Source organism: Arthrobacter sp. 05N425 (genome assembly GCF_056397125.1).
In genome coordinates this window covers 1-23,819 of sequence record NZ_JBFTMU010000006.1, presented here as the reverse complement: position 1 = coordinate 23,819, position 23,819 = coordinate 1, and the positions used below count along the sequence as shown (strand labels likewise).

General features: G+C 67.4%; 20 protein-coding genes and 1 tRNA gene. 17 read left to right on the top strand and 4 right to left on the bottom strand.

What is annotated here, in order from left to right; all coding sequences use genetic code 11:
* Nucleotides 1-9 precede the first annotated feature (9 nt).
* The 5 genes from ribA to hisF all read left to right on the top strand — a co-directional run bounded on the left by ribA (nucleotide 10) and on the right by hisF (nucleotide 3,380).
* A complete protein-coding gene (gene ribA, locus AC1DGE_RS10160) occupies nucleotides 10-705 on the top strand; it encodes a GTP cyclohydrolase II (protein ID WP_476909547.1) in 696 nt (231 codons plus the stop codon).
* Nucleotides 706-765: 60 nt separating this feature from the next.
* Nucleotides 766-1,251 (top strand): 6,7-dimethyl-8-ribityllumazine synthase, encoded by a 486-nt coding sequence (ribH, locus tag AC1DGE_RS10155; protein WP_441418791.1) that lies wholly within the window; start codon nucleotides 766-768, stop codon nucleotides 1,249-1,251.
* Between the two features lie 81 nt (nucleotides 1,252-1,332).
* Entirely contained in the window at nucleotides 1,333-1,596 is a 264-nt protein-coding gene (locus tag AC1DGE_RS10150; RefSeq protein ID WP_175321714.1) for a phosphoribosyl-ATP diphosphatase, read from the top strand.
* A gap of 99 nt (nucleotides 1,597-1,695) precedes the next feature.
* Nucleotides 1,696-2,538, top strand: coding sequence for an ATP phosphoribosyltransferase (hisG, locus tag AC1DGE_RS10145; RefSeq protein WP_476909548.1), 843 nt, complete (start codon nucleotides 1,696-1,698; stop codon nucleotides 2,536-2,538).
* 65 nt (nucleotides 2,539-2,603) lie between these two features.
* The gene (hisF, locus tag AC1DGE_RS10140) at nucleotides 2,604-3,380 is read left to right on the top strand and encodes an imidazole glycerol phosphate synthase subunit HisF (protein WP_476917404.1); all 777 of its coding nucleotides are present in this window, start codon (nucleotides 2,604-2,606) and stop codon (nucleotides 3,378-3,380) included.
* A 98-nt stretch (nucleotides 3,381-3,478) separates the two neighbouring features.
* Here the strand turns inward: hisF and AC1DGE_RS10135 are convergent, their stop codons facing one another.
* Nucleotides 3,479-4,123: a TIGR03085 family metal-binding protein gene (locus tag AC1DGE_RS10135; RefSeq protein ID WP_175321717.1), complete on the bottom strand. Its 645-nt coding sequence runs from the start codon at nucleotides 4,121-4,123 to the stop codon at nucleotides 3,479-3,481.
* Nucleotides 4,124-4,267: 144 nt separating this feature from the next.
* Here AC1DGE_RS10135 and hisI point away from each other — a divergent pair, with 144 nt between their 5' ends.
* The 11 genes from hisI (at nucleotide 4,268) to pyk (ending at nucleotide 19,748) form a co-directional block, all read left to right on the top strand.
* The gene (hisI, locus tag AC1DGE_RS10130; protein ID WP_476909549.1) at nucleotides 4,268-4,744 is read left to right on the top strand and encodes a phosphoribosyl-AMP cyclohydrolase; all 477 of its coding nucleotides are present in this window, start codon (nucleotides 4,268-4,270) and stop codon (nucleotides 4,742-4,744) included.
* Between the two features lie 73 nt (nucleotides 4,745-4,817).
* Nucleotides 4,818-6,386 (top strand): anthranilate synthase component I, encoded by a 1,569-nt coding sequence (locus AC1DGE_RS10125; RefSeq protein ID WP_476892692.1) that lies wholly within the window; start codon nucleotides 4,818-4,820, stop codon nucleotides 6,384-6,386.
* Nucleotides 6,383-7,009: a Trp biosynthesis-associated membrane protein gene (locus AC1DGE_RS10120; RefSeq protein WP_476909550.1), complete on the top strand. Its 627-nt coding sequence runs from the start codon at nucleotides 6,383-6,385 to the stop codon at nucleotides 7,007-7,009. Before AC1DGE_RS10125 ends, AC1DGE_RS10120 begins: the two co-directional genes overlap by 4 nt.
* Nucleotides 7,010-7,100: 91 nt before the next feature.
* Nucleotides 7,101-7,388, top strand: coding sequence for an HGxxPAAW family protein (locus AC1DGE_RS10115; protein WP_441418784.1), 288 nt, complete (start codon nucleotides 7,101-7,103; stop codon nucleotides 7,386-7,388).
* Nucleotides 7,389-7,390: 2 nt separating this feature from the next.
* Nucleotides 7,391-8,206: an indole-3-glycerol phosphate synthase TrpC gene (gene trpC / locus AC1DGE_RS10110; protein WP_476892690.1), complete on the top strand. Its 816-nt coding sequence runs from the start codon at nucleotides 7,391-7,393 to the stop codon at nucleotides 8,204-8,206.
* 92 nt (nucleotides 8,207-8,298) lie between these two features.
* Nucleotides 8,299-9,648, top strand: a complete 1,350-nt coding sequence (trpB, locus tag AC1DGE_RS10105) for a tryptophan synthase subunit beta (protein ID WP_441418782.1) — start codon at nucleotides 8,299-8,301, stop codon at nucleotides 9,646-9,648.
* Entirely contained in the window at nucleotides 9,645-10,478 is an 834-nt protein-coding gene (gene trpA, locus AC1DGE_RS10100; RefSeq protein WP_476909551.1) for a tryptophan synthase subunit alpha, read from the top strand. The genes trpB and trpA overlap by 4 nt, the downstream gene beginning before the upstream one ends.
* A gap of 3 nt (nucleotides 10,479-10,481) precedes the next feature.
* Nucleotides 10,482-11,819 (top strand): prolipoprotein diacylglyceryl transferase, encoded by a 1,338-nt coding sequence (gene lgt, locus AC1DGE_RS10095; RefSeq protein WP_476892688.1) that lies wholly within the window; start codon nucleotides 10,482-10,484, stop codon nucleotides 11,817-11,819.
* A 271-nt stretch (nucleotides 11,820-12,090) separates the two neighbouring features.
* A complete protein-coding gene (gene gltB, locus AC1DGE_RS10090; protein ID WP_476909552.1) occupies nucleotides 12,091-16,707 on the top strand; it encodes a glutamate synthase large subunit in 4,617 nt (1,538 codons plus the stop codon).
* Entirely contained in the window at nucleotides 16,700-18,157 is a 1,458-nt protein-coding gene (locus AC1DGE_RS10085; RefSeq protein ID WP_476909553.1) for a glutamate synthase subunit beta, read from the top strand. Before gltB ends, AC1DGE_RS10085 begins: the two co-directional genes overlap by 8 nt.
* A gap of 91 nt (nucleotides 18,158-18,248) precedes the next feature.
* Entirely contained in the window at nucleotides 18,249-19,748 is a 1,500-nt protein-coding gene (gene pyk / locus AC1DGE_RS10080) for a pyruvate kinase (RefSeq protein ID WP_476892686.1), read from the top strand.
* 89 nt (nucleotides 19,749-19,837) lie between these two features.
* On the opposite strand, the gene AC1DGE_RS10075 is transcribed toward pyk, so the two are convergent.
* Complete coding sequence (locus tag AC1DGE_RS10075) at nucleotides 19,838-20,443, bottom strand: ANTAR domain-containing response regulator (RefSeq protein WP_056739732.1); 606 nt, start codon at nucleotides 20,441-20,443, stop codon at nucleotides 19,838-19,840.
* 207 nt (nucleotides 20,444-20,650) lie between these two features.
* On the opposite strand from AC1DGE_RS10075, the gene AC1DGE_RS10070 reads away from it, so the two are divergent.
* Nucleotides 20,651-20,732, top strand: a tRNA-Leu gene (locus AC1DGE_RS10070).
* A gap of 554 nt (nucleotides 20,733-21,286) precedes the next feature.
* Here the strand turns inward: AC1DGE_RS10070 and AC1DGE_RS10065 are convergent.
* Nucleotides 21,287-21,676 (bottom strand): VOC family protein, encoded by a 390-nt coding sequence (locus AC1DGE_RS10065; RefSeq protein WP_476917403.1) that lies wholly within the window; start codon nucleotides 21,674-21,676, stop codon nucleotides 21,287-21,289.
* 156 nt (nucleotides 21,677-21,832) lie between these two features.
* The gene (locus tag AC1DGE_RS10060; RefSeq protein WP_476917402.1) at nucleotides 21,833-22,612 is read right to left on the bottom strand and encodes an alpha/beta fold hydrolase; all 780 of its coding nucleotides are present in this window, start codon (nucleotides 22,610-22,612) and stop codon (nucleotides 21,833-21,835) included.
* Between the last annotated feature and the right edge of the window lie 1,207 nt (nucleotides 22,613-23,819).

Genomic DNA, 23,819 nt, shown 5'->3' with positions numbered 1-23,819 from the left:
GGAGAGACAATGACGACTTCTGAAGCGCAGCCGGCCACCCCGGGACAGCAGCCGCATCCGGTCAGCGGCGGGCCAATCGTCCAGCTGCCCACCGCGTACGGCGACTTCGTGGCGCAGGCCTGGACCGATCTGGACACCGGCGCCGAACACCTCGCCGTCAGCTCCCCGCTGCCGGCCACGGACGGCCAGGCCCCCCTGGTCCGGCTGCACTCCGAATGCCTCACCGGGGACGTGTTTGGGTCCTACCGGTGCGACTGCGGCGAACAGCTGGCCTATGCCCTGGAGATGATCCACGAATTCGGCGGCACGCTGCTCTACCTGCGCGGCCAGGAAGGCCGCGGCATCGGCCTGGCCAACAAGATCAAGGCTTATGCCCTGCAGGAGGCCGGCTTCGACACGGTCGAGGCCAACGAGCAGCTGGGCCTGCCGGTGGACGCCCGCTGCTACAAGGCAGCGGCCCAGATCCTCGCCGAGATGGGCCTGCACGAGATCCGCCTGCTGAGCAACAACCCGGACAAGCAGGACAGGCTGGCCCAGGCCGGCGTCCGGGTGGTCGAGATGGTCCCCACAGAGGTGCCCTCCCGGGAACAGAACCTCCGCTACCTGCAGACCAAGAAGGACCGGATGGACCACCGGCTGGTCCTCGACATGGAGCCCGCCGCGCCCGCCGCCGGACAGCTCGGCTTCGAGCACGAACAGGGCTGAGCCCTCCCGCAGCACCCCCAAGCAAGCACCCCCAGACACCTCCCACAGCAAGGAGCTCCCATGAGCGGCCACGGCGCACCCCAGATTGACCTGACCACCTTCCAGCCCGACGAAACCTCACGGCTGAAACTGGCCATCGTGGCCGCCAGCTGGCACACCAAGATCATGGACGGCCTGCTCGACGGCGCGCTGCGCGCCGCCAAGGACGCCGGCATCACCGAACCGACCGTGCTGCGCGTCCCCGGAACCTTTGAACTGCCGGTCGCGGCAGCCCGGCTGGCGCCGCACTTCGACGCCGTCGTGGCGCTCGGCGTCGTGATCCGGGGCGGCACCCCGCACTTCGAGTACGTCTGCGAAGCCGCCACCCTCGGCCTGACCGAGGTCAGCGTCCGCACCGGCGTGCCGGTCGGCTTCGGCGTGCTGACCTGTGACACCGAGCAGCAGGGCATCGACCGCGCCGGCCTCCCCGGCTCCACCGAGGACAAAGGCCACGAGGCCGTCACCGCCGCGCTGGCCACCGCCGTCACGCTCAAGCAGTACTCCTAAGCTGTGTATTCGCTCACATCCGGGCCGTCATGCAAGGGCCCGGCAGGCGTGCTCCGGCCGTGAACAAGTAGGCTGGAGGGTGTGAAGAATTTCGAGTCGCTGTTCGCAGAACTGAGTGAGAAGGCAGCCACCCGCCCGGAGGGCTCCCGCACCGTCGCCGAACTGGAGTCCGGAATCCACGGCATCGGCAAGAAAGTCGTGGAGGAAGCAGCGGAGGTCTGGATGGCTGCCGAGTACGAATCCGATGAGGCCGCCGCGGAAGAAATTTCGCAGCTGCTCTATCACCTGCAGGTTCTGATGCTCGCCAAAGGACTCAGCCTGGAAGACGTCTACAAGCATCTCTAGCCACGTCGCGCCTTCCCCCGGACCTTTGTCCGGGGGACCGGCGCACCGCGTGGCCCGCTGTGCCTGCACCGATGACTTCCTAACCAGAAAGAACTTCCCATGCTGAGAGTTGCCGTCCCGAACAAGGGATCCCTGTCCGAAGCCGCCTCCGCCATGCTTGCCGAGGCAGGCTACCGCCAGCGCCGCGACAGCCGCGAATTGGTCATGGTGGACCCGGACAACGACATTGAATTCTTCTTCCTCCGCCCCCGTGACATCGCCGTGTACGTCGGCCAAGGCACCCTGGACGTCGGCATCACGGGCCGCGACCTGCTGCTCGACGCCGAGGTTGAAGCCGAAGAGCTGCTGCCGCTGGGCTTTGCGGCCTCCACCTTCCGCTTCGCCGGCCCGGTGGGGGATTTCACCGCCATCGACCAGCTCGAAGGCAAGCGCCTTGCCACCAGCTACGACGGGCTGCTCCGCGGCTACCTCGCCCAGCGCGGCATCAACGCCAAGGTCGTCCGGCTCGACGGCGCCGTCGAATCCTCCGTCCGGCTCGGCGTCGCGGACGCGATCGCCGACGTCGTCGAAACCGGCACCACGCTCAAAGCCGCCGGCATGGAAATCTTCGGCGAGCCGATCCTGAACTCCGAGTCGGTCCTGATCGGCCGCAAGGGCGAGCAGAACCCGGCCACCGAAGTGCTGATCCGCCGCCTCCAGGGTGTGCTCGTGGCCCGGCAGTACGTGCTGATGGACTACGACATCCGCAAGGAACTCGTGGAGCAGGCCGCGGCCTTGACGCCCGGACTGGAATCGCCCACCGTCTCGCCGCTGCGCGACTCGGAGTGGGTGGCCGTCCGCTCGATGGTGCCGAAGAAGGACACCAACCGGATCATGGACGAACTCTATGACCTCGGGGCCCGCGCCATCCTGGTCAGCAGCATCCACGCCTGCCGGATCTAGCGCGGCCCGTCCGTGAAGCCATCATCCGTGAGCCCATCATTTGTGAGCCCAGTTCAGGAGCAGCCATGTCCGTAGCCGTCCGTGTCATCCCGTGCCTGGACGTCGACGCCGGCCGGGTGGTTAAGGGGATCAATTTCGAGGGCCTGCGCGACGCCGGCGACCCGGTGGAGCTCGCGCACCGCTACGACAACGGCGGCGCCGACGAGCTGACCTTCCTGGACGTCACCGCGTCCTCCGGCAACCGCGAAACCACCTTCGACGTCGTCCGGCGCACCGCGGAGGAAGTCTTCATCCCGCTGACCGTAGGCGGCGGCGTCCGCGGCGTGGCCGAGGTGGACAAGTTGCTGCGCTACGGGGCGGACAAGGCGGCCATCAACACCGCGGCCGTGGCCCGGCCCGGGGTGATCGACGAGATTACCCGGCACTTCGGCTCGCAGGTGCTGGTGCTTTCCCTCGACGCGCGGCGCACCCGTCCCGGCTCGCAGCCGACACCGTCCGGGTTCGAGGTCACCACGCACGGCGGCCGCCAGGGCACAGGCATCGACGCCCTCGCCTGGGCCCGCGAGGCCGCCGACCGCGGCGTCGGCGAGATCCTGCTCAACTCGATCGACGCCGACGGCACCAAGGACGGCTTCGACCTGGAACTGATCCGCCTGGCCCGCGCCAGCGTGAAGGTGCCGTTGATCGCCTCGGGCGGCGCCGGCAGGCCCGAGCACTTCCCGCCGGCCGTAGCTGCGGGCGCGGACGCCGTGCTCGCTGCCTCGGTGTTCCACTTCGGGCCGCTCGACATGATCGCCCAGGTCAAAGCCGCCATCCGCGAGGCAGGCTTCGAAGTCCGCTAACCCCCAGCCTGATTAAGGCAACGCGGGGTCACATTGCGCCCATCCCGAAGGGGAATATGGGCGCGATGTGACCCCGCGTTGCTTGGTTAAGCGCGAGCTTAGAGTCCGACTTCGGCGGACTGCAGCAGCGCGACGGCGTCCGGCTGGCCCTCGAAGGTCACCAGCGCGTGCCGGGTCCGGCCATGCGCGTGCATCAGGAGCTCACCCGGTTCGCCCACGATCGCGACCGAGACGGGGGCCCGCTTGGCAACATGCCGCGGCCCGGATGGGCGCACCAGCACGATGCCGAGGTCCACGCCGCGGTACAGGATGGCGGCGCGCTTGATCAGTTCATCCCAGAGTGCGTCCGAGTAAGCCTCGTCCAGGGCCCGGGGCGCCCAGCGGTCCACCGCCCGGCGGACATCCTCCGTGTGCACGAAGTACTCGATCAGGTTGGAGCTTTCGTCCAGGGCCTTGATCCGCATGGGGGATAGGGCGGGCGGCCCGGCGCGGAAGGTGTTGACCAGCTTCGCGTAGGCTTCCGGGGTCCGGACCGTGGCGGCGAGCTCGGCCGTGGCCTCATCCGAGGCCTTGGACAGCCGTTTGATCAGGAGCCCCAGGCCAACACGGGCTTTGCGCTCCCGCAGGTAGAGGTGGGCTGCAAGATCACGGGTTTGCCAGCCCTTGCAGAGCGTGGGGGAGTCAGGACCGGCCGCCAGCAGGGTTTCGGCCAGAACTTCTCGGGACGGTTCGACGAAATGCATCACTTGTGAAACTAGCACGAGAGGCGCGCCTCTGGGCACAGGAAGCGCCGTGGTTTCGGCCGCAACGCGCTTTCGGCGGCGATGTTAAGCGCGGTGCCCGCAACGCCGGGCAGCGGCGGGCGCGGAGGCACTAGACTTGAGCTGATGTCTGAGCAGCCCGCCCCCGCCCCCGTCCCGGTCGACGACCAGCTAAACGCCCCGGAAAATTCCGTCCCGGTTTCCGCCGCGCCGGGTTCTGCCGTCCCCGATTCGGCGCACGACGCCGGCCCGCTCCCCGCGGGTCTCGCGGCGTCTCTCAAGCGGGACAGCGCCGGCCTGGTGGCCGCGATCGTCCAGCAGTTCGACACCAGCGAGGTGCTCATGCTGGGCTGGATGGACGACGAGGCGCTGCACCGCACGATGACCAGCGGGCGGGTCACCTTCTACTCCCGCTCCCGGCAGGAGTACTGGCGCAAGGGCGACACTTCCGGCCACGTGCAGTGGGTCAAGTCGCTCGCTCTGGACTGCGACGGCGACGCCCTGCTGGTCCGGGTCGACCAGGTCGGCGCCGCCTGCCACACCGGGACCCGGACCTGCTTCGACGGACGGGCGCTGGACGCCGTCGTCGGCCAGGCCGACTGACCGGCGCACCGCGGCGCAGGCCGCGGGCACCTCGCAAGCTTTAGACCAAGAGAACAGGCGGAAAAACGCAGCCATGCAGGACCTTGGAATCATCAGCCCCAGCCTGGACGAGTTCCGGGAACTCGCCGGCCACAGCCGTGTCATCCCCGTCCGGCTCAAGGTGCTGGCTGACGCCGAAACGCCGATCGGGCTGTACCGCAAGCTCGCCCAGGGCCAGCCCGGGACGTTCCTGCTGGAGTCCGCCGCAGTGGGCGGCGCCTGGTCCCGTTACTCCTTCATCGGCGCGCGGTCCCGTGCCACGCTGACCACCAAGGACGGGCAGGCGCACTGGCTCGGCGAGCCGCCCGTCGGCGTGCCGCTGGACGGCAGCCCGGTCGATGCCATCCGGGACACCGTCCGTGCCCTGCACACCGAACGTTTCGAAGGACTGCCGCCCTTTACCTCCGGCCTCGTCGGCTTCCTCGGCTGGGAAACCGTCCGGCACTGGGAAAAGCTCACCAGCCCGCCGGAAGACGACCTGCAGCTTCCGGAAATGGCGCTGAACCTCGTGACGGACATGGCCGTGCACGACAACATGGACGGCACGGTGCTGCTGATCGCCAACGCGATCAATTTCGACAACAGCTCCGAACGCGTCGACGAGGCCTGGCACGACGCCGTCGCCCGGGTGAAGGACCTGCTGGCAAAGATCAGCACCCCGACGGAGCAGCCCGTCTCCGTACTCCAGCCCGCAGCCCTGGACTTCGCCTCGAGCGTGCAGGAGCGCTGGGATGAAAACGATTACCTGGCCGCCCTGGACCGTGGCAAGGAAGCGATCGTCGACGGCGAAGTGTTCCAGGTGGTGATTTCGCGCCGCTTCGAAATGGAGTGCGGAGCCGATCCGCTGGACGTCTACCGGGTCCTGCGCAACACCAACCCCAGCCCGTACATGTACATCTTCAGCCTCGAGGACGCCGCCGGCCGCCAGTACTCGATCGTGGGCTCCTCCCCGGAGGCCCTCGTGACAGTCACCGGGGAGGAAGTCATCACGCACCCGATCGCCGGGTCCCGGCCGCGTGGCAAGACGGTTGAAGCGGACAAGGCCTTCGCCGAGGAGCTGCTCGCGGACCAGAAGGAACGCGCCGAACACCTCATGCTGGTGGACCTGTCCCGCAACGACCTCTCCAAGGTCTGCGTGGCCGGAACCGTGGACGTCACGCAGTTCATGGAGGTGGAGCGGTTCAGCCACATCATGCACCTGGTGTCCACTGTGGTGGGCAGGCTCGCCCCGACCGCGACGGCCTACGACGTGCTGAAGGCCACCTTCCCGGCCGGCACCCTGTCCGGAGCGCCCAAACCCCGTGCGCTGCGGCTCCTGGACGAGCTGGAGCCGCACCGCCGCGGCATCTACGGCGGTGTGGTGGGCTACCTCGACTTCGCCGGCGACATGGACATGGCGATCGCCATCCGTTCCGCCCTGCTCCGCGAAGGCCGCGCCTACGTGCAGGCCGGCGGCGGGATCGTGGCCGATTCAGTCAACGCCACCGAGGCGATCGAAACCATCAACAAGGCCGCCGCCCCGATGCGGGCCGTCCACACGGCCCAGTCGCTGCGCAACATCACGGCCGACACCGTGCCCAGTGCCGGGACGGAGCAGCCATGACCGGCCCCGCCATGGTCAAGAGCACCAGCCCGGCCGTCCCGCGCTGGGCCCGGAAATCCACCCTGGTGCTGGTGATTGCCGCACTTGCGCTGGCGGTCTTCGGCACCACCACGCAGACCTGGCTGACCGTGCAGCTGGACCCCAGCCAGCTGGGTCAGGGCGTTAGCAGCCAGAACGGCCTGCAGGTCCAGGGCAGCAAGGCCGCCACCACGGTGACGGCCCTCGCCCTCGTCGCCCTCGCGGGAGGCCTCGCCGCCTCCATTGCCGGGCGCATCGCCCGCTGGGTCATCACGGCAATCATCCTGCTCGCCGCCGCAGGGATCGTTGCCGCGGCGGCAACCGTGCTGGCCGACCCGCTGGCCGCGGCGCAGGGTTCCATCGCCGCCGCCACCGGCATCAGCGGCAGCAACGTCCAGGTGGCCCTCACCGCATTCCCCGTCCTCGCCGTCGTCGCCGGGTCGCTGCTGGGCCTCGGCGCCCTCGCCATCGTCCCTGCCGGACGGTACTGGAAGAGCCGCACGAAGTACGACGCCGCCGCCAGCGCAGGCGCTTCGGACCCCGCGCAGCCGGCCGATGAGATCGACAGCTGGGACCGGCTCTCCCGCGGCGACGACCCCACCTGAGCCCGCACCCCGCAGCGCGGCCGGTAACGCGGCAAACACCACTGTCAATAAATGGCAGAATGTAAGCAGTATTGATCCTGAGGAGATTTCCATGAGCAAAGCCCCTGTTTCCGCATCCCAGCCCGCTGCCGGCACCGGCATCTACGACGGCGTCGACCACAGCGAGCCGACCGGCCACGGCAACAGCCCGGCGGCCTGGACCACCGTGATCATCATGCTGGTCGGCGCCCTCATCGCGGCCATCGCGTTCGTCATCGCCAACACCCCGATCTTCGTCGCCGGTGCGGTCGTCATGCTGATCGGCCTCGTGGTGGGCTTCGTGATGCGCAAAGCCGGTTATGGCGTCGGCGGCAGCAAGCTGAAGAACTCCGGCCACTAAGAGTGACTGTTCTCGATGACATCAATGCCGGTGTCAGGGAGGATATGGAGGCCCGCCAGCGCCTCGTCACGCTCGCCGAGCTGAAGGAGCGTGCCGCGGCGGCCGCCCCGGCGCGTGACGCCTGGGCCGCCCTGGGCGGGCCCTCGGACCGGACCCAGCTCAAGGTGATTGCCGAGATCAAGCGGCGCAGCCCCTCCAAGGGCGATCTCGCGAGCATTGCGGACCCGGCCTCGCTCGCCGTGCAGTACGCCGACGGCGGCGCCGCCGTGATCAGCGTCCTCACCGAACAGCGGCGCTTCAACGGCTCCCTCGCCGACCTGGACGCCGTCCGGGCGGCCGTGGACATCCCGTTGCTGCGCAAGGACTTCATGGTCGACGAGTACCAGATCTGGGAGGCCCGTGCCCACGGAGCCGACCTGATCCTGCTGATCGTCGCCGCGCTGACCGATGCGCAGCTGGGCGAGTACAGTGCGCTCAGCCGTGAGCTGGGCATGAACGTGCTCGTGGAGACCCACACGCCCGGCGAAGTTGAACGAGCCGTTGCCGCGGGCGCGAGAATCATCGGAGTCAACGTCCGCAATCTCAAGACGCTCGACGTCGACCGCTCCGTCTTTGCGGATCTCGCCGCCGGCATCCCCGCCGGCGCGCTCGTGGTCGGCGAATCCGGTGTCCGCGGCGTGGATGACGTCCGGCACTACGCGGCAAACGGCGCCAATGCGGTCCTGGTGGGCGAGGCGCTGGTCAGCCATGCGACCCCGCGCGAGCGGATCGCCGAATTCATGGCCGCCGGCGCCGAAGAAATCGCCGCACGCTCCTGACCCGCGGTCCGGCCCGGCCCCCGGCCGGACCCCGCGGTGCTTCCGTGCGGCACCGAAGATCTAGTTAGCAGTGGAACAGGATGGTGAGACTGATGGTCGATGCGCCAACAGCCGGCTCAGATGAAAGCCCCGTGGATGCGTTCCTGGAGGGCAAGCGCCCGGACGAGGACGGACCGCAGGGTGCACCCTCCCTGCGCCACGCCCCCGGACCCTACTTCGGCTCGTACGGCGGCCGCTGGATGCCCGAATCCCTCATCGCCGCCCTGGACGAACTCGAGGATACCTTCGAGAAGGCCAAGGCTGATCCGGAGTTCACCGCCCAGATCGCGGAGCTGAACAAGAACTACTCCGGCCGTCCCTCGCTGCTCACCGAAGCCAAGCGCTTCGCCGAGCACGCCGGGGGAGTCCGCATCTTCCTCAAGCGCGAGGACCTGAACCACACCGGCTCGCACAAGATCAACAACGTGCTGGGCCAGGCGCTGTTGGCCAAGCGGATGGGCAAGACCCGTGTGATCGCCGAGACCGGAGCCGGCCAGCACGGCGTGGCCAGTGCCACCGCCGCCGCCCTGCTGGGCCTGGAGTGCGTGGTCTACATGGGCGCCGAGGACTGCCGCCGGCAGGCCCTCAACGTGGCCCGGATGGAGCTGCTCGGGGCCACCGTCATCCCGGTGACCAACGGATCGCAGACGCTCAAGGACGCCATCAACGAGGCCCTCCGCGACTGGGTCGCGAACGTGGACAATACGCACTACCTGCTCGGAACCGCGGCCGGGGCGCACCCGTTCCCGGCCATGGTCCGGTACTTCCACGAGGTCATCGGCGAGGAGGCCCGCGCCCAGATCCTGGAACAGACCGGCCGGCTGCCGGACGCCGTCTGCGCCTGCATCGGCGGCGGCTCCAACGCCATCGGCATCTTCCACGGCTTCCTGGATGACCCCTCGGTGAAGATCTACGGCTTCGAAGCCGGCGGCGAAGGCGTCGAAACGGGTCGCCACGCGGCCACCATCACGCTGGGCAAGCCCGGCGTGCTGCATGGCGCCCGGTCCTACCTCATGCAGGACGACGACGGCCAGACCATCGAGTCGCACTCCATCTCGGCTGGCCTGGACTACCCGGGCGTCGGACCCGAGCACTCCTACCTCGCCGACATCGGCCGGGTCAGCTACGAGCCCATCACGGACAGCGAAGCCATGGAGGCCTTCCGGCTGCTTTGCCGGACCGAGGGCATCATCCCGGCCATCGAGTCCGCGCACGCCCTGGCCGGCGCGATCAAGATCGGCCAGCGGCTCGCCGCGGAGGCTGGCGATGCGTCAGAAAAGATCGTCCTCGTGAATCTCTCCGGCCGCGGCGACAAGGACGTGGCCACCGCCGCGGAATGGTTCGACCTGCTGGACAAGGATTCACCCGAACACGAGATCGCCCAGGAGGGGGAGCAGCTGTGAGCACCGCCGAAAACAGCGCAGAAGGCAAGCAGCAGCCCGCCAGCAAGTCCGCGGCGGCCATCGAACGCGCCCGGGCCCAGGGCCGTGCCGCCCTCATCGGCTACCTGCCCGCTGGCTACCCGAGCGTCGAGGACACCATCGCCGCGGGCATCGCCCTGGCCGAAAACGGCGCCGACCTGATCGAAATCGGCATCCCGTATTCGGATCCGGTGATGGACGGCCAGGTCATCCAGGCCGCCACCACGGAGGCCCTCGCCAAGGGCTTCCACGTCGGCCAGGTGTTCGACGTCGTGCGCGGCATCACGAGCAAGACCGACGCGGCCGTCCTGGTCATGACCTACTGGAACCCCGTGGTCCGGATGGGCGTGGACGAGTTCTCCCGCCGCCTGGCGGACGCCGGGGGAGCCGGGCTGATCACGCCGGACCTGATCCCGGACGAGGCGGCGGAATGGATGGCCGCCTCGGACAGGTACGGCCTGGACCGGGTGTTCCTCGTGGCGCCGTCCTCCTCGCCGGAACGGATGAAGCGCACGGTCGACGCAAGCCGCGGCTTCGTCTACGCCGTCTCCATCATGGGCGTCACCGGCGCCCGCACCTCGGTCAGCTCCGCTGCCAAGGACGTCGTCGCCGCAGCGCGCGCGGCGGGCGCCGAGCGCGTCTGCGTCGGCCTGGGCGTCTCCAACGCGGGCCACGTCCGCGAAATCGCCGCCTACGCGGACGGAGTAATCGTCGGCACGGCCCTCGTCGCGGCGATCGGTGAGGGCGGCGTCGATGCTGTAGCGTCCTTGACGAAAGAGCTCAGCACCGGCCTCACCAAGGAAGAAGCGTAAGCAATGCAGTCAGTCCTCCACGCGGCAGCGATGGTTCCCGCGAGCATTCCGAGCCCGGACTGGTCCGGCTTCGATATCCCGCTGCCCTGGGGGTCCCTGCGCATCCACGCCTACGCGCTGTGCATCCTGGCCGGCATCATCGCCGGCCTCTGGCTGACGTCGGTGCGCTGGGCGCGCCGCGGTGCGCCCGAGGGCAGCGTCTGGGACATTGCCATCTGGGCGATCCCCTTCGGCATCATCGGCGGCCGGCTCTATCACGTGGTGTCCTCGCCGGACGCCTATTTCGGCCCGGGCTTCGACGGCACCGGCGACCTGTCCCTGATCCCGCAGATCCAGCGCGGCGGACTCGGCATCTGGGGTGCCGTGGTGCTGGGTGCCGTCGGCGCCTGGATCGGCTGCCGCCGGGCCGGAGTCAAGCTCAGCGCCTTCGTTGACGCCGCGGCGCCCGGCCTGCTGCTCGCCCAGGCGATCGGCCGCTGGGGCAACTACTTCAACCAGGAGCTCTTCGGCGGCCCGACCACCCTGCCGTGGGGCCTCCAGGTCGACGCCGACAGCCCCAACTTCCCGGCCGGGATGCCCGCCGACACGCTGTTCCACCCGACCTTCCTCTACGAATCCGTGTGGAACCTCGTCGGAGTGGCGCTGCTGCTCGCGTTGGACCGCAAGTTCGCGTTCCGCCGCGGCCGGCTGTTCTGGCTCTACGCCATCTACTACACGCTGGGCCGCGTCTGGATCGAGGCCATGCGGATCGACGACGCCGAACAGATCAACCTCTTCGGCATCACCACCCGGCTCAATGTCTGGACCAGCATCTTCGTCCTGCTCGCCGCCCTGGTGGTCTTCATCGTCCTCGGACTGCGCAAGCGCGACGTGCCGGACACCCCGTACCTGCCGGGACGCGAGCCCGAGTCCGCGGCGCTTGCCGGGGACGCCGAGGACGAGACGGCCGGCGTCGAGACGACAGACCACGAGACGACAGACCACGAGACGACAGGCCACGAGAGGGACGCCGCCGACGAAGAAGCCGACAAGACGGCTGACGACGACACCGCCGACGCCGCCGTCGGGCCCGAGCCGGCGGCGGAACCCGGCGAACCCCGGGAGCCGGCGACGGTCCCGGCCGACCGCGGAACCATCCGCCATTCGGACTCTGCTGTCTCAGATACTGAATCGCGTGATAATCTCCGGGAGAACCAGAGCGGTCCGGACCGCGCCTCAGCCTCAGCTGCGGCGGCCGGAGAATCCACCGGCGGCACCATGCCCGCCACCGGAGAACCGGCAACCGGAGTATCCGGCCGCCGGGCCACCGGGACCGCACCGGACGCTGACAGCACCAAGTAACTCAGCTCCGGCAATCGGGCTGCAGGGCGATCGCCGGCTGGGTCCGAGTCCACAGCGTCGTGGCGACAGGGTTTGTACGATTGAGCAGGCAGCAGACAGCTGCGCGCTATGCAAACCCAGGTCGGCGGCCCGCGTAACTGTTCGTACAGCAAGCGGCGCTGGCCTACAATTCGAGTAGGAAAATCACGTTGTTGTGCCCGTCACACCGGCGCACCGATTCGGGCCAATGTTGTCCCTCCCATACGCACGATCAGGAGGAAGGACGTCTCCCATGACCCAAACCCTGCATAGCCCCAGCTGGTCCGGTCCGGAACAGCCCACTACGGCGGTCTCACCGTTCAAGCGTTTTGCGGCGCTGCCCGAAGCTGCCGGGCTTTACAACCCGGAGCAGGAGAAGGACGCCTGCGGGCTGGCCATCATCGCCACCCTGCGCGGCGAGCCTGGCTACGACATCGTCGATGCCGCCCTGACCGCCCTGCGCAACCTTGAGCACCGCGGTGCCGTCGGCGCCGATGAAGGAACCGGCGACGGCGCCGGCCTCCTCATGCAGGTCCCGGACGAGTTCTTCCGTGCAGTTACCGACTTCGAACTCCCCGCCGCCGGGCAGTACGTTGTGGGCACCGCGTTCCTGCCGGCCGAACAGCGCGAATCCGATGCCGCCAAGGCAGGCATTGAGGGTCTCGCGGCCGACGAAGGCCTCACCGTCCTGGGCTGGCGTGAAGTCCCGATCGTGGCCGACCTCGTCGGAGCCATGGCCCGGGCCTGCATGCCGTACTTCGCGCAGCCCTTCTTCGCTTCCAGCACCGGCGAGACGCTCTCCCGCAACGAACTCGACTCCCGGGCCTGGCGGATCCGCAAGCGCGCCCAAAACAAGTACGGCGTGTACTTCCCCTCGCTGTCCTCCCGGACCATCGTCTACAAGGGCATGCTCACCACCGCCCAGCTGGAGCCGTTCTACCCGGACCTCTCGGACAAGCGCTTCAAGACCAAGCTTGCGATCGTCCACTCGCGCTTCTCCACCAACACCTTCCCGTCCTGGCCGCTGGCCCAGCCGTTCCGCACCATCGCCCACAACGGCGAGATCAACACGGTCAAGGGCAACCGGAACTGGATGCGCGCCCGCCAGTCGCAGCTTGCCAATCCGCTGCTGGGGGACAGCCCGGAAGAGCTGTACCCGATCTGCACCCCGGGCGCCTCGGATTCGGCCTCCTTCGACGAGGTCGCCGAACTGCTCTGGCTCTCCGGCCGGCCCATCACGCACTCGATCATGATGATGATCCCCGAGGCCTGGGAAAACCACGCCACGATGGATCCCGCCCGGCGCGCGTTCTACGAGTACCACTCGCTGCTGATGGAGCCGTGGGACGGTCCCGCCGCCGTGTCCTTCACCGACGGCAACCTCGTCGGCGCCACCCTGGACCGCAACGGGCTGCGCCCGGGACGGTACTGGATCACCGAGGACGGCCTCGTCGTCTTCGCCTCCGAGGTCGGCGTGATCGACGTCGAACCCTCCAAGGTGGTCAAGAAGGGCCGCGTTTCGCCGGGCAAGATGTTCCTCGTGGACACCGAAGCCGGCCGGATCATCGACGACGCCGAGGTCAAGGCCGAGGTCGCCGCGGCCAACCCCTGGGCCGAGTGGCTCAAGGACAACCTGATCGACCTCAAGGACCTGCCCGAACGCGAGCACGTGGTGCACACCGCCGCCTCGGTCAACATCCGCCAGCGCACCTTCGGCTACACCACCGAGGAACTGAAGATCCTGCTCGGCCCGATGGCCCGGACCGGCGCCGAACCCCTCGGCGCCATGGGGTCGGACACCCCGGTGGCCGTGCTCTCCAAGCGGCCCCGGCTGCTCTTCGACTACTTCGTGCAGTCCTTCGCGCAGGTCACCAACCCGCCGCTGGACGCCATCCGCGAGGAACTGGTCACGTCCCTGACCTGCGCGATCGGCCCCAACGGCAACCTGCTGGACACCAAGCAGGTCCGCCAGCCGCAGGTCTCGCTGCCGTTCCCCGTGATCAACAACGACCAGCTCGCCAAGATCGCGAACATCGAGAACGCCGACGGCGACCGGGTCGCCATGAAGGTGCGCGGCCTCTACCGCCCCGACGGCGGCGAGAACGCCCTGCGCGCCCGGCTGACCGAAATCTGCGAGCAGGTCTCCGGCGCCATCAACCGCGGCGTCCAGTACGTCGTGCTCTCGGACCGCGACTCCAACGCCCAGTGGGCGCCGATCCCGTCCCTGCTGCTGGTCAGCGCCGTGCACCACCACCTGCTGCGCAGCGCCAACCGCACCAAGACGGCGCTCGTGGTCGAGGCCGGCGACGTCCGCGAAACACACCACGTCGCCGTGCTGATCGGCTACGGCGCCTCCGCGGTGAACCCGTACCTGGCGATGGAATCCGTGGAGCAGCTCATCAGTTCCGGAGACGTCACCGGCGTCACCCCGCAGGACGGCGTCTACAACCTGATCAAGGGCCTCGGCAAGGGCGTCCTGAAGATCATGTCCAAGATGGGCATCTCCACGGTCGCGTCCTACACCGGCGCCCAGACCTTTGAAGCCCTCGGCCTCGGCCAGGACCTGGTGGACGAATACTTCTCCGGCACCCACTCCCAGCTCGGCGGCGTCGGCCTCGACGTCATCGCCGCGGAGGTCGCTGCGCGGCACCGGATGGCGTACCCGGAAAACGGCATCGAACAGCCGCACCAGCCCCTGCTGGGCGGCGGCGAGTACCAGTGGCGCCGCGACGGCGAACCGCACCTGTTCAACCCCGAGACGGTGTTCCGGCTGCAGCACGCCACGCGTGAACGCCGCTACGACATCTTCAAGGCCTACACCCGCGGCGTAGACGACCAGTCCGAGAACCTGATGACGCTGCGCGGGCTGCTGAAGTTCAAGGCCGGCCTGCGCCCCGCGGTCCCGCTCGAGGAAGTGGAGTCCGTCTCCAGCATCGTCAAGCGGTTCTCCACCGGCGCCATGAGCTACGGCTCCATCTCGCAGGAAGCCCACGAGACGCTGGCCATCGCGATGAACCGGCTCGGCGGCAAGTCCAACACCGGGGAAGGCGGCGAGGACGTGGACCGGCTCCTGGATCCGACCCGGCGCTCGGCCGTCAAGCAGATCGCCTCGGGCCGCTTCGGCGTCACCAGCCTCTACCTGACCAACGCCGACGACATCCAGATCAAGATGGCACAGGGTGCAAAGCCCGGCGAAGGCGGCCAGCTGATGGCCCAGAAGGTCTACCCCTGGGTGGCCCGGACCCGGCACTCCACACCCGGCGTCGGGCTCATCTCGCCGCCGCCGCACCACGACATCTACTCGATCGAGGACCTCGCGCAGCTGATCTACGATGCCAAGCGCGCCAACCCCTCGGCGCGGGTGCACGTCAAGTTGGTCTCCGAGGTCGGCATCGGCACGGTCGCGGCCGGCGTCACCAAGGCCAAGGCCGACGTCGTGCTGGTTTCCGGCCACGACGGCGGCACCGGCGCCTCGCCGCTGAACTCGCTTAAGCACGCCGGCGTGCCGTGGGAACTCGGCCTCGCCGAGACCCAGCAGACCCTGATGCTCAACGGCCTGCGCGACCGCGTGGTGGTGCAGGTGGACGGTCAGCTCAAGACCGGCCGCGACGTCGTTATCGCCGCGCTGCTCGGCGGCGAGGAGTTCGGTTTCGCCACCGCGCCGCTGGTGGTCTCCGGCTGCATCATGATGCGCGTCTGCCACCTGGACACCTGTCCGGTGGGCGTCGCGACGCAGAACCCCGAGCTGCGCTCACGCTTCACCGGCAAGCCCGAATTCGTGGTCAACTTCTTCGAATTCCTCGCCGAGGAAGTCCGCGAGATTCTGGCCGAACTCGGCTTCCGGAGCCTCGAGGAAGCGATCGGCCACGCCGAAATGCTCGACACCCGCGAGGCGATCAGCCACTGGAAGGCCGAAGGGCTGGACCTGGACCCCATCCTGCACGGACTGGAGTTCGACGACGATGCGCCGCTGCGCAACCTCACGGGCCAGAACCACGAGCTGGACAAGCACTTCGACCAGCGACTGATCGCGATGGCCGCCGAGGCCCTCAGCGACCGGACACCGGTGAAAATCGCCGTCGACGTGATCAACACGGACCGGTCCGTGGGCACCATGCTCGGCCACGTGGTCACCAAGACCTTCAGCACCGACGTGCTCGCCACCGACACGATCGACATCACGCTGACCGGCACCGCCGGACAGTCGCTCGGCGCGTTCCTGCCGGCCGGCATCACGCTCCGGATGTTCGGCGACTCCAACGACTACGTCGGCAAGGGTCTTTCCGGCGGCCGCATCATCGTCCGCCCGGACCGCACCAACGTGTTCCCGGCGGAGCGGAACGTGATCGCCGGCAACGTGATCGGATACGGCGCCACGAGCGGCGAGTTGTTCCTGCGCGGGCAGGTGGGGGAGCGCTTCATGGTGCGCAACTCCGGCGCCACCGCGGTGGTCGAAGGCATCGGCGACCACGGCTGCGAGTACATGACCGGCGGCCAGGCGCTTATCATCGGCCGCACCGGCCGCAACTTCGGCGCCGGCATGTCCGGCGGCACCGCCTACGTCCTGGACCTGCAGACCGAAAGGGTCAACAAGCAGGCCCTCGACGCCGGCGAGCTGCAGCTGCGCGAACTCGACGCCGAAGACCGCGAAATCGTCCACGGACTGCTGGTCAAGCACCTCGAGGAGACCGAGTCGCAGCACGCGGCCCGGCTGCTCGAGAACTTCGACGACACCGCGGCCCGCATTACCAAGGTGCTGCCGCGCGACTACGCGGCCGTGCTGCAAACCCGTCTTGACGCCATCGAAGAGGGCCTGGACCCCGACGGCGAAGAAGTTTGGTCTCGAATCCTGGAGGTGACCGGTGGCTGATCCACGCGGATTTCTGAAAGTACGCCAGCGTGAAACACAGCCGCGCCGTCCCGTCCCGGTCCGCATCATGGACTGGAAAGAGGTTTACGAAGCCCAGGAGAAGGGCGTCCTGAAGAGCCAGGCCGGCCGCTGCATGGACTGCGGTGTCCCGTTCTGCCACCAGGGCTGCCCGCTGGGCAACCTCATCCCGGAGTGGAACGACCTCATCTGGCGGGACAAGGGCGAGGAAGCGATGGAGCGGCTGCACGCCACCAACAACTTCCCCGAGTTCACCGGCCGGCTCTGCCCGGCACCCTGCGAGGCCTCCTGCGTGCTGGGCATCAACCAGCCCGCCGTGACCATCAAGCAGGTCGAGGTTTCCATCGTGGACCAGGCCTTCGACAAGGGCTGGGTCAACCCGCTGCCGCCGGCACGCCTCTCCGGCAAGACGGTCGCCGTCGTCGGTTCCGGCCCCGCCGGGCTCGCCGTCGCGCAGCAGCTGACCCGGGTGGGCCACACCGTCGCCGTTTATGAGCGCGACGACAAGATCGGCGGCCTGCTCCGCTACGGCATCCCCGACTTCAAGATGGAAAAAGAGCACGTGGACCGCCGCCTGGACCAGATGAAGGCCGAAGGCACCCGCTTCCGGACCGGCGTCGCCGTCGGCACCGATGTGACCTGGGAACAGCTGCGCCGGCGCTACGACGCCGTCGTGGTCGCCACCGGCGCAACCGTGCCGCGGGACCTGCCCATCCCGGGCCGGGACCTTGAGGGCGTGCACTTCGCGATGGATTACCTCGTCCCGGCCAACCGCGTGGTGGCCGGCGAGACGGTGGAAAACCAGATCAACGCCGCCGGCAAGCACGTTGTGATCCTCGGCGGCGGCGACACCGGCGCGGACTGCCTCGGCACCGCACACCGGCACCAGGCAGCGTCCGTGACCACGCTGGCGATCGGCAAGCAGCCGTCCGCCGAGCGGGCCGCGCACCAGCCCTGGCCGACGTTCCCCACCCTGTTCGAGGTGGCCAGCGCGCACGAGGAGGGCGGCGAACGCACCTACCTCGCCTCCACCGTGGAATTTGTCGGCGAGAACGGCAAGCTGACCGGCGTGAAGGTGGCCGAGACTGAATTCGTCGGGGGCTTGCGCCTGCCGAAGGCCGGCACCGAACGGATCATCCCGGCGGACCTCGTCTTCCTGTCCCTGGGCTTCACCGGCGCCGAACCCGCCGGGATCACCGAGCAGGTGCACGCCGAGTTCGACGGCCGCGGGAACGTGGCCCGGGACGGTTACTACATGACCAACACGGAAGGGGTCTTCGTCGCCGGAGACGCCGGCCGCGGTCAGTCCCTGATCGTCTGGGCAATCGCCGAGGGCCGCGCCTGCGCCGCCGCGGTGGACAAATTCCTGATGGGCAGCACCATTCTCCCGGCGCCAGTTGCGCCGACCGACCGGGCGATCGCCGTCCTGTAACCCGGTCCGGACCCTGCCGGGTCCGGACCGGGCACCGGCCGTTCATCACCGCGACAACTTAAAACAACCAAGAGACAACTAGGGTAGGTATATGAGACGCGCTAAAATTGTGGCCACCTTCGGACCGGCGATCGCGAGCTTCGAGAACACGCTTGCCGTGCTGGAAGCCGGCGTCGACGTGGCCCGCATGAACATGAGCCACGGAGATTACTCCGTGCACGACAACACCTACGAGAACGTCCGCAAGGCCGCCGGCCAGCTCGGCAAGGCCGTCGCCATCATGGCCGACCTGCAGGGCCCGAAGATCCGCCTCGGCCGCTTCGTTGACGGACCGCACCTGCTGGCCGTCGGTGACACCTTCACGATCACCACCGAGGACGTCCCGGGCACCAAGGACATCTGCTCCACGACGCTGAAGAGCCTCACCGAGGACGTAAACCCCGGCGACTCGCTGCTGATCGACGACGGCAAGGTGGCGCTGCGCGCCATCGAGGTGGACGACGTCAAAGTCGTCGCCCAGGTGGTTGTCGGCGGCTACGTGTCCAACAACAAGGGCATCAACCTGCCCGGCGTGGCCGTCAACGTGCCCGCGCTGAGCGAAAAGGACGAGGACGACCTCCGCTGGGCCATGCGCCGCGGCGTGGACATGGTGGCCCTCTCCTTCGTCCGCGACGCCTCGGACATCAAGCGCGTCCACGAAATCATGGACGAAGAAGGCCGCCGCGTGCCGGTGATCGCCAAGATCGAAAAGCCGCAGGCCGTGGACCAGCTCCCGGAGATCATCGACGCCTTCGATGCCATCATGGTGGCCCGTGGCGACCTCGGTGTGGAGCTGCCGCTCGAGGAAGTGCCGATCGTGCAGAAGCGCGCCGTCGAACTGGCCCGCCGCTGGGCCAAGCCCGTCATCGTGGCCACCCAGGTGCTCGAATCCATGATCGACAACCCGCGCCCGACCCGCGCCGAGGCCTCCGACTGCGCCAACGCCGTGCTCGACGGCGCGGACGCCGTCATGCTCTCGGGCGAGACCAGCGTGGGCAAGTTCCCGATCGAGACCGTCAAGACCATGGCCCGGATCATCGAATCCACCGAGGTCCACGGCCTGGAACGCGTCCCCCCGCTGGGCACCAAGCCCAAGACCCGCGGCGGCGCCATCACCCGTGCCGCCGTCGAGATCGCCGACCAGCTGGAAGCAAAGTACATCTGTACCTTCACCCAGTCCGGCGACTCCGCACGACGCCTGTCGCGGCTGCGGCCGATCCGCCCGGTCTTTGCCTTCACCCCGGTGGAGCACGTCTGGAACCAGCTCGCGCTGACCTGGGGCATCCAGCCGGTACTGGTCCCGATGGTGGGCCACACCGACGAGATGACCGCCCAGGTGGACCGCAACCTGCTCGAGATGGATCTCGTCGAGGACGGCGACATGGTGGTCATTGCGGCCGGTTCGCCTCCCGGAAAGGCCGGTTCCACGAACATGCTGAAGGTCCACAAGGTAGGCGACCTGGCCGACGCCGGCAGCCACGGCGAGAACGCCGTCACCAAGGACAAGCTCGGCCCCTGGCCGGAAAAGAAGAAGAAGAACACCAAGATCTAGTTCTTCTCCAGATACACCAAAGGGAGGGCCCCGCCGCTGGCATTCAGCGGCGGGGCCCTCCCTTGGTTTTCCTGCGTGCCGGCTGTGGGCTAGTTGACCTGGTTGATGATGGTCTCGGCGACCTCGCGCATGCTGAGGCGGCGGTCCATGGAGGTCTTCTGGATCCAGCGGAACGCTTCCGGCTCCGTCAGGCCCATCTTGGTGGTCAGCAGGCTCTTGGCGCGCTCCACGAGCTTGCGCGTGGCGAACTGCTCCTGCAGGTCGCTCACCTCGCTTTCGAGGGCCTTGATCTCCTCGTGCCGGGACAGCGCGATCTCCAGGGCCGGGATCAGATCGGCCGGGGTGAAGGGCTTCACCACGTAGGCCATGGCACCGGCGTCGCGGGCCCGCTCGACCAGTTCCTTCTGGCTGAACGCGGTCAGCAGCACCACGGGGGCGATCCGGGCCTTGACGATCTTCTCGGCCGCGGAGATGCCGTCCATGACGGGCATCTTGACGTCCATCAGGACGAGGTCGGGCTTGAGCTCTTCCGCGAGCTGGACGGCCTTCTCGCCGTTGTCCGCCTCGCCTACGACGTCGTAGCCTTCGCCGCGCAGGATCTCGATGATGTCCAGCCGGATGAGGGTCTCATCCTCGGCGACGACGACGCGGCGCGCCGGCTGGGAGGTGGGGGTTGACTCCGTCTGTTCTGACACGGGTACTCCTTGGAAAGGTACGGCGGGATCTGGACCATCTGAGGCACGTCCGCGGGTGTACTGGGGGCCGGTAGGGATCGATGCGGCGTCACTGGCGCGATTCTGGAATTCAGCCTATCTGCATGTAGAGTAATTTCGCGCACCGGAACCGATCGCGTTGCTCACAGCACCATGGAGCAAGCGAATATGACAGCCGGTGTACTCCGCGCCCGAGTGGCGGAATTGGCAGACGCGCCGCACTCAAAATGCGGTATCGAAAGGTGTGTKGGTTCGAGTCCCACCTCGGGCACTTGTTTTCCCTAGGCAGGGGCTGTGGGGCCTCTGCGTGTGGACAAACTGTTGACTTATGGACCCCCTCGGGGGCCTTTTTTGTTGGTGGCTGTGCCTTCTCCTGGGTTTGGGCAGCGGTGTCGCTGGTTATCTGTTCATGGCGGGGAGGGTCTTGAACTGCATGACCTGATGCTGGCTGGGCGAGCGGAGTCRCCTCGGCTAGTTTGCACTAATTCCGGTCACGACTGTTCATGGCAAGATTTCCGGATCTGTCTTTGTCGTACCGGGTCGTGTTGAGAGTGGGCAGATGCGGCTCGAACGGTTTCTTGCCTGTTGTGTCGAATATTTCTGGCCCTGCACGGGAAGCTGAAACTGGCTCCACGCTGTGACGATGGTGAGCGACAAAAACCGAGCCACGGCGTCCGTACCGCACACCCATCTTCAGCCGTGGATAGTCCGAATTGATCCAGCTGTGGGAGCTTAAGAGCGCGCAGACGATCAGAGTCTTTGGGTGTTTTCGTGGCGCCCCGTTGGCGGAGCCTCTCACACACCCGATGCTTGACTTGGGTCGGGTCACAAACCCTGTTGGTCTGTGGGTGGGTGTTCGGCCACGCAGAAGAGGTTCCCCTCCCGGTCAGCAAGAGTGGTCCACTGCACGTGTGGGAATTCGTCAAGGACGTCCCACTGGTAAGTGGCACCCAGGTCGAGGAGGCGTCTGACCTCGGCCTGTCGCGACCCCCAGGGCACGGTCAGATCTAGGTGGAACGTTTGGTGCTCGGGGCGAGGACGGGTCATGGGTTGGAAGAACATTGCGAACCCTCCGGGACCCGCAGATGGCAGGTAGACGCTGTCGCCGCCCGGTGAGGGCAAGGCGCCGGTCACGGACGCCCAAAAATCGGCAAGCGTGGCTGGATTCTGAGCCTCCAGGTTGATCGCACCAAGGGTGATCTGATATGTCGTCATGGTTGCAACGCTAACAGGATCCTCGGACAGCCTCTCGTTAGTGCACGGCGGCGTCGATGACTCCCGAGACTGGGGCATCATCCCCAGCCGTCGCAGGTTCCACCTTTCGGAAGCCAACTCAAACGTAATGGCTCCGCCCCGGCGCTCAGCCGCAGCTCAGGCGGTGCTATCGAGGATCAGGCGCGCCGCTTCCGTTGGTTGGTCCCAGTGCGGGAAGTGACCGCAGTTTTCGAACCAGTGGAGCGTTGCATCCGGGAACAGCTCCATGGCCCGCGCCGCCTCACTGGGAGCGGTGACCTTGTCCTTCCGCCCCCATCCAATGACCACTTTTCCCTTGAGTGAACCGGCCGGTGCGCCTTCCTGGCGGGGTCCGTGAATCAGCGCGTTGAGGGCAGGGTCCAGACTGGTCGATGTCTTGAACCCGCGAAGTTCATGCAGGACCAGATCCTGCGGCAGCTTCCATGGGTGGGCGGAGAACTGAGCCAACAGGGCCGTGCGGCCAACGGGGTTGCCCGTGAGGAAGGGGAGCGCCGGTTGGATACGGCGCACCAGTGCGACGGATGCCTTGATGCTTGCTCCAAAGATCGCTGCCTGGCGGTCATTCCAGAATCCACCAGGGTCCAGTGCGATCGTGGTGCCAGCGTGCCCTCGCCGTGCCATTTCCAACACCATCCGGGCGCCCATGGAGCTGCCTACCAGATCAAGGTCACCCAGTTCCCCGTCGCGGATAAAGGATTCGACGGCATCGGTCAGCGTGGCAATGGTGGTTTCTCCGGTTAGCGGCGCGGATTCGCCGCAACCGGGGAGGTCGACGGCGATGACATCGCGTTCAGCGGCCAGCGCCGGGATTATCGGGTTCCAGTTACCAATACTGGAACCGAGCCCATGGATCAGGAGGAGTGGCTTACCGGAGCCTTGCCGGGTTGAGTGCAGCATGACTTCACTGTAAGGGGCGGTGCAACATATCAGGCCAGAGGTCATCTGGCGAAAGGCTCGACGGCACAGCGATACGCGGTTGGGCAGCGCATCCAACACGCCTCAGGTCGAACACATCTCAGGCAGGGGCGAAGAGTTCATGCGCCACGTTGTCGGGGCCCTGAATTCCAGGATGTTACCGGCGCCGATGCCCTTGGACCACCGTGGTGGAGAGCGCCGGATACGACGGCGACAGTGAGAACGTCCGGGTGTCCTCGGGCCAAACCCGCGTAGGTCGTTTTCTGTCCAGTCCGTGCCGGAGGGGGCGGTGATGTCGAAAAGGAGGAACCCGCCGCCGTGATCTTCATTGATTTCCAGCATGAGGGCCGCGCCGTAGTGCTGTGCTTGTTCGAGCCCGGTCCGGTTCCGGTGGCCTACTCTTCAAATCGGAGCGAAATCGCGTTCAAGCCACAACTGCCCCGCGCGGACTGCCGCTTTAGCAGCCTGGTTGCGCTGAAGTGGGCAAAAGAGGGGGTGTGCACAATGTGCACATCCTGGGCTTCGGATCGGGTCGTACTGCTGCCGGACTGGGCCGAATTGCGGAGGATTTCGGGGCAGCGACAGAAACTCAGGTGCTGGAACCCGGTTCGAGTCCCACCTCGGGCACTTGTTTTCCCTGTTCAGGGGCTTGTGGGCCGCTGAATGCGTAAAAATCTCCTTTTATGGGCCCGCGCGGGCCCATTTTTGTTGGTCGGCCTGTTGCCGGTTGTGACTCCTCCACTTGATTTCCGGCAGCACTGGCGCTGCTTACCCCTCCATGGCCGGCCACGCCGCAAACGGCATGACTGGACGCTGGTGGGCTGCATTCGGCGTGGGGGCATCCGGCCCGTGGGCTCCGGGTCGGTCAACATGGCGGTGCCGACGGTGGGGATCATCAACGTCGGTGCACCCGTTGTGTAACGGGTTGGTGTCGGTTCGGTGGGGACCCATCCGGGAGGGCGGGTGTTGCCGAAGTACTCCTGACAGACCAAGCCGGACCCGCAGGAAAAAGTCAGCCCCTACCAGGGCGGCGGGGACGGGACACCCATTGAGCTATTTCCAAGGAGCACTCCCATGCGTACATCCATCAAGACTTTCCTCGGCGTTGCCGCTGCCGGTTCGCTCATGTTTTCCCTGGCTGCCTGCAGCCCGGCGAACAACGCTTCCTCCGCTCCGGCCACCTCGGCGT